The sequence below is a fragment of the Kribbella catacumbae DSM 19601 genome, from assembly GCF_000372465.1.
GTDB classification, from domain to species: domain Bacteria; phylum Actinomycetota; class Actinomycetes; order Propionibacteriales; family Kribbellaceae; genus Kribbella; species Kribbella catacumbae.
On the sequence record NZ_AQUZ01000119.1, the window covers coordinates 1 to 3,487 of the forward strand.

General features: G+C 69.4%; 7 protein-coding genes. All 7 read left to right on the forward strand.

Annotation, left to right across the window (positions count from 1 at the left end):
* A partial coding sequence (locus A3ES_RS50745; RefSeq protein WP_040457263.1) for a hypothetical protein occupies positions 1-525 on the forward strand: 525 nt, incomplete at its 5' end.
* 2 nt (positions 526-527) lie between these two features.
* Positions 528-1,049 carry a single-stranded DNA-binding protein gene (locus A3ES_RS0145265; protein ID WP_020393441.1) on the forward strand — a complete coding sequence of 174 codons (522 nt, stop codon included), beginning with the start codon at positions 528-530 and terminating at the stop codon, positions 1,047-1,049.
* A gap of 13 nt (positions 1,050-1,062) precedes the next feature.
* Positions 1,063-1,455, forward strand: coding sequence for a hypothetical protein (locus tag A3ES_RS54870; protein WP_020393442.1), 393 nt, complete (start codon positions 1,063-1,065; stop codon positions 1,453-1,455).
* The gene (locus A3ES_RS54875) at positions 1,452-1,718 is read left to right on the forward strand and encodes a helix-turn-helix domain-containing protein (RefSeq protein WP_020393443.1); all 267 of its coding nucleotides are present in this window, start codon (positions 1,452-1,454) and stop codon (positions 1,716-1,718) included. The genes A3ES_RS54870 and A3ES_RS54875 overlap by 4 nt, the downstream gene beginning before the upstream one ends.
* A 116-nt stretch (positions 1,719-1,834) precedes the next feature.
* Complete coding sequence (locus A3ES_RS0145285; RefSeq protein WP_020393444.1) at positions 1,835-2,491, forward strand: hypothetical protein; 657 nt, start codon at positions 1,835-1,837, stop codon at positions 2,489-2,491.
* A gap of 10 nt (positions 2,492-2,501) precedes the next feature.
* On the forward strand, positions 2,502-3,110 hold the full coding sequence (locus A3ES_RS50755; protein ID WP_020393445.1) for a ParB/RepB/Spo0J family partition protein: 609 nt from the start codon (positions 2,502-2,504) through the stop codon (positions 3,108-3,110).
* Positions 3,110-3,487: phosphoadenosine phosphosulfate reductase domain-containing protein (locus A3ES_RS0145295; protein WP_020393446.1), on the forward strand; the 378-nt coding region annotated here is incomplete at its 3' end. The genes A3ES_RS50755 and A3ES_RS0145295, both read left to right, overlap by 1 nt.

Sequence of the window (3,487 nt, forward strand, 5' to 3'; positions counted from 1 at the left end):
GGCGCACCCCAGTGGAAGATCCGCGACTTCGGCACCATCCGCCTGGACGGTGCCGATGCCCCGGCCAAGCCCGCAGTACGGGACTCCGAAGCGTTCGCCTCGTACCTCGCTGAGCGCTTCCCGCACGAGGTCACCGCCACCATCACCATCGAGTCCGCCCACCTCGAAGCTGCGCTGCAGGCCTTCGAGTTCGCCGGGATCCCGCACAACGGCGTGACGGCTGTCGTCCGGCCCGCCTTCCAGACTGTGTTCCTCGACGGCCTGCTCCTCGAGCAGGAGGCGGAGCTGGACGAGCACGGCAAGCGCCAGTACTTCGGGGTCGACGCGAAGACCTCCGAGGTAGTGCCCGGCGTCGGTGGCAGCGAGCCGTCCCCCACGCTGAAGGTCATCGCCGACCCCGCCGCCAAGCGAGCCGCGGAGTACGAGGTCGAGGACGAGTACCGCGCCGAGCTGGCCGCGCTTGAAAAGCCCGCAGTACCGGCCGGCGACCAGCCGGACGTCATCCAGACCACCGAGGAGGCCTGACCATGGCAGGCGAAACCCCCATCACCATCGCCGGCAACCTCACCGGCGACCCCGAGCTCCGCTTCACCCCGAGCGGCGCGGCGGTCGCGAACTTCACCGTCGCGTCGACCCCGCGGACGTTCGACCGGCAGGCGAACGAGTGGAAGGACGGCGAGACGACGTTCTGGCCGTGCTCGGTGTGGCGGCAGACCGCGGAGAACGTGGCCGAGTCGCTGCAGCGCGGCTCCCGCGTGATCGTCAACGGCCGGGTCAAGTCCCGGTCGTACGACGACCGCGAGGGCAACAAGCGCACCGTGTTCGAGATCGACGTCGACGAGGTCGGCCCCTCGCTCCGGAGCGCCACCGCGAAGGTCACCAAGGCCACGCGGACCGGCGGCGACACCGGCCAGTGGGGTCAGGGCGGCCAGGCTCGGCCGGCCCCGCAGAACGACCCGTGGGCCGCCCCCGCCCAGTCGACCCCGCAGGGCGCCGACCCGTGGGCCAACCAGCAGCAGCACGACTCCAACGCCGAACCCCCGTTCTGACAGGAGCAGACCCGTGAAGACCCCCGACAGCGCCACCCAGCTCGTCATCGAGTCCCTCCGCTCCCTGTCCGAGACCCGCCTTCGCGTCGCCCAGCGCGCCGCCGGCGAAGTCCAGCTGGAGAAGCAGAGCGGGAAGGACGTCCGCTCGTCCGCCGTCAAGGTGACCGAGATGCTCGCCCACGCCAACACCTGCACGAACATCGCCGACCAGCTCGAGGTCGGCAGCCTCGTCCTCGCCATCCCGCCGTCCCAGGACCCGGCCGACGTAGTTGTCCCGGCAGCTACGTCACAGTCCGCCCCCGAATCCGGCGTGCCGCTCGACGTCGAACTCCTCGACGACGACGATGCCGACGAAAGCGACAACGACGTCGCCGAGTTCGACCTAAACGGAGGCGACCCGACGTGACCACCCCCGAACCGCAAGACGAGGTACTCCCACTGAATCTCGCGCAGCAACTCGGCCGGATCCTCTCCCAGGCCCGTACCGACAAGGGACTGTCGATGAACGCCATGGCCCGCCAACTCGGCGTCGCCGTCCCGACCCTCCACCAGTACGAGCACGGCCGCGGGAACCCGACCCTCACGAAGGTCCAGGACCTCGCCGAGCAGTACGGCGTACAGCTGGAGATCCGGCTCGTGCCGGCGAAACGAGCAGCCCGGAAGAAATAGCGACACGCAGAAACTGCCGCAGCTGCAACGCTGCGGCCTGCTCGTTCGCGGGACAGCCCGCATGCATGCTTGCAAGCGTGCATGCGGGCTTTCTTGCTTAAGTAACAATTACTGCCATGTCACGCCGTACCTGCCCCGCCTGCACCCGCCGCTACGCCGGGCTGATCGACCCCGACTGCGCCGTCTGCTCCGGCCTCGGAGTCCTCGGCCTCGGCGCCGCCGCGCTCCACAAGGACGAACCCGCCACCGTCGCCCGGGCCATCGAGATCTACCTGGAGGCACGCTCCCGCGACGCCGCCAGCGTGCTCCCCCTCGGCGAATCCCGCCGGGACGTCCTCGCTGCCGCCACCGACGAGCTCCGGGTCGCAGGCGTGATCGCGGACACCCTGGCCCTCGGAACCCCGGCCAGGGACCGCCCGGACGCCCCCGAAGGACCGGCCCGCAGGATCTCGGACAGCGAGGGGTCGCGCCTGGCGTGGCTCCATGGCGCGAATCCGTCCGTGTCCGACCAGGCCAACCTCGACGCCGCGCCCACGGTGTACGGCATCGACGACCGCCCCCTAGCCCGCGGCCTCCCTGTCGTGTCCGCCGGCGGCTCCCAGTCCTTCCTCGCCAAGGCAGCCGACCCAGCCGACCCGCTCGGCGACACCCGCCAGACCGCCTACGGCCGACTCCGCACAGAGCGCCGCGCAGACGTCGTCGCGGCCGCCGTCACCCGCCTGACCGAACAGCGCGCCCGCCAGGCCCGCCGTACCGCCGTCCCCGCGATCTGAGAGCCGAGCCATGACCACCAAGCCGATCAACAACATCAACCAGCTGCTCGACGACCTCCGGGTCCCGATCGACAGCATCCAGCCGCACCCGAAGAACGCCAAGAAGGGCGATATCCCGAAGATCGCCGGCTCCCTCACCAAGAACGGCCAGTACCGGGCCATCGTGGTCCGCCAGGGCAGCAACGAGATCCTCGCGGGCAACCACACCTGGAAGGCCGCCAAGACCCTCGGATGGACCCAGATCGCCGCCCAGTTCGTCGACGTCGACGACGAAACCGCGCTGCGCATACTCCTAGTCGACAACAAGTCGGCCGAGGACGGCACCTACGACCAGGACGTGCTCGCCGAGGTCCTCGACTCCCTTTCCGACCTGGACGGCACCGGCTACACCGACGAGGACCTGGCCGCCATGATCGGCTCGTCCCTCGAGGTAGACGAGCTGCCCGGGTCGGCCGGCCTCGGCGAACCCGTCATCGCCTACGAAATCGTGTTCGACACCGACCAGCAGCAGGCCCGCTGGTACGCCTTCCTCCGCTGGCTCAAGTCGAACTACCACGAGCACGACACCATCGGTGAGCGCCTAGCGGCGTACGTCGCCGACCAGGAGATCGACGCCTGATGGCCCGGGTGAAGCGCTACATCGAAGCCAACGTGCTCGACGAGGCGAAGCGCCGGCTGCACCACATCTACGACCTGTACGACACAGTCGTCGTCGCGTTCTCCGGCGGCAAGGACTCCCTCGCCACGCTCCACCTGACCCGGGAGGTCGCCCAGGAACGCGGCATCGAGCACGTCGACGTCGTCTTCCGGGACGAGGAGCTGATCCCGGACCCGGTCCTGGACTTCGTCAACGAGTACCGGCAGTTGCCGTGGGTCCGGATGCGGTGGTTCGCCGTCCCGTTGGAGTCGAACAAGTTCGTCCTCGGCGCCTCGACCAGATACGTCCAGTGGGACCCGAACCGGCCACACCTGCGCCCCATCCCGGAATGGGCGATC

What these genes read in the sequence shown, in the direction of transcription:
- A3ES_RS0145265 (WP_020393441.1), top strand. Translation starts at nt 528, where the DNA reads ATGGCAGGCGAAACCCCCATCACCATCGCCGGCAACCTCACCGGCGAC.
- A3ES_RS0145285 (WP_020393444.1), top strand. Translation starts at nt 1,835, where the DNA reads ATGTCACGCCGTACCTGCCCCGCCTGCACCCGCCGCTACGCCGGGCTG.
- A3ES_RS50755 (WP_020393445.1), top strand. Translation starts at nt 2,502, where the DNA reads ATGACCACCAAGCCGATCAACAACATCAACCAGCTGCTCGACGACCTC.